The following is a 1,209-nucleotide window of genomic DNA, read 5'->3' on the forward strand; positions in this document are numbered from 1 at the left end:
CAGAAAAGAGTTAAACATCTTAGTCAAAGATTATGGTATTTATATAGTAAGTATAAATGTAAAAAATGAAGTTAAATAGGAGAAAGAAAGGATTTAAGAAAAATTATGTTTATCAATCTAATTTTCCTGAACAATCATTATATGCTATATCTAATGCAATCATCACAGAATCAAAGAGAATTTAAAGTTTTTAGATATATCTAATTAAGTTTAGATATATCAATAAAGCCTTAAAAGCTAATAATAATAAAGGAGGTATATTTAAAAAATGTCTGAAGATAAAAATAAAAAATTAAAAAAATTGGATAAAAGTTGCAATGTCTTTATATGTTTTAGCTTTTGTTATTGGTATTGTTTTAAATATTAATAATACTGTATCTAAAGCAGAACAATTAGATGCTACTATTACAAGCACTACAAGCAGTTCTGAGGCTATTTTAGATAAAACAAGCACAAGCACTTCAAAAAGTAAAACAGAGGTAACAACAGCAGAAACAGCAGAAACAGCAGAAACAACAGTAAATACAACAGAATCTACTACTCAATCAGAAAAACAAACAATAGAGTCTAGCAAAGCACAAGGAGTTACAACAGAAACAACAGTAGAATCTAGTAAAGCATCTGAAGTTAGGAAAACTGAAATATCTGAAACAACACAAAGTGCTGATAAATCAGTAAAACAAGAAATTAATACAAAAGCTTTAGAAGATGTGTTAGAAACTAAATACAATGCTTCAAATTTTGAGGAAGACCACTCTAAAGAATGTGCTTTAGATGCTCAAATGTATAATGATAATTTTTGTGAAGGTTTTTATAAATTGATAGCTAAAACAGCTCATGAAAAAGCTTTAAGGGCTTATATGTTAGATTATCAAGTATTTGATTATTTTGGGGTAAATAGTGCTACTAATACTTTAAATGCTAATGTGACAGCATATTTATCAGATGGCTCATTTGCAACAAGCACAGATACAGCAATATATAGGGAATTTAATGGTAAAAAGACAAAATTATTAGATTTAAGCAATAATCCTAATCAATTTTACTCTGAAAATGGTTTACATATCACTAACAGAGGTATTATCAGTGGCACTACACTAAAAGAATCAACAAAAACACTTACAATACCTGATAAAATAGCGGGAATCACTGTTAAAGGAATAGCTTCTGCAGTATTTAGAGATTATAATTTTACAAGTGTTAGTTTAC

At 27.6% G+C, this 1,209-nt stretch carries 1 pseudogene; it reads left to right on the forward strand.

The features are described 5' to 3' along the window. Positions 1-317 precede the first annotated feature (317 nt). Positions 318-1,209, forward strand: a pseudogene (locus HMPREF9088_RS11130) (hypothetical protein); the annotation flags it as partial.

Origin of the sequence: Enterococcus italicus DSM 15952 (assembly GCF_000185365.1) — a bacterium.
In the GTDB taxonomy this organism is placed as follows: domain Bacteria; phylum Bacillota; class Bacilli; order Lactobacillales; family Enterococcaceae; genus Enterococcus_G; species Enterococcus_G italicus.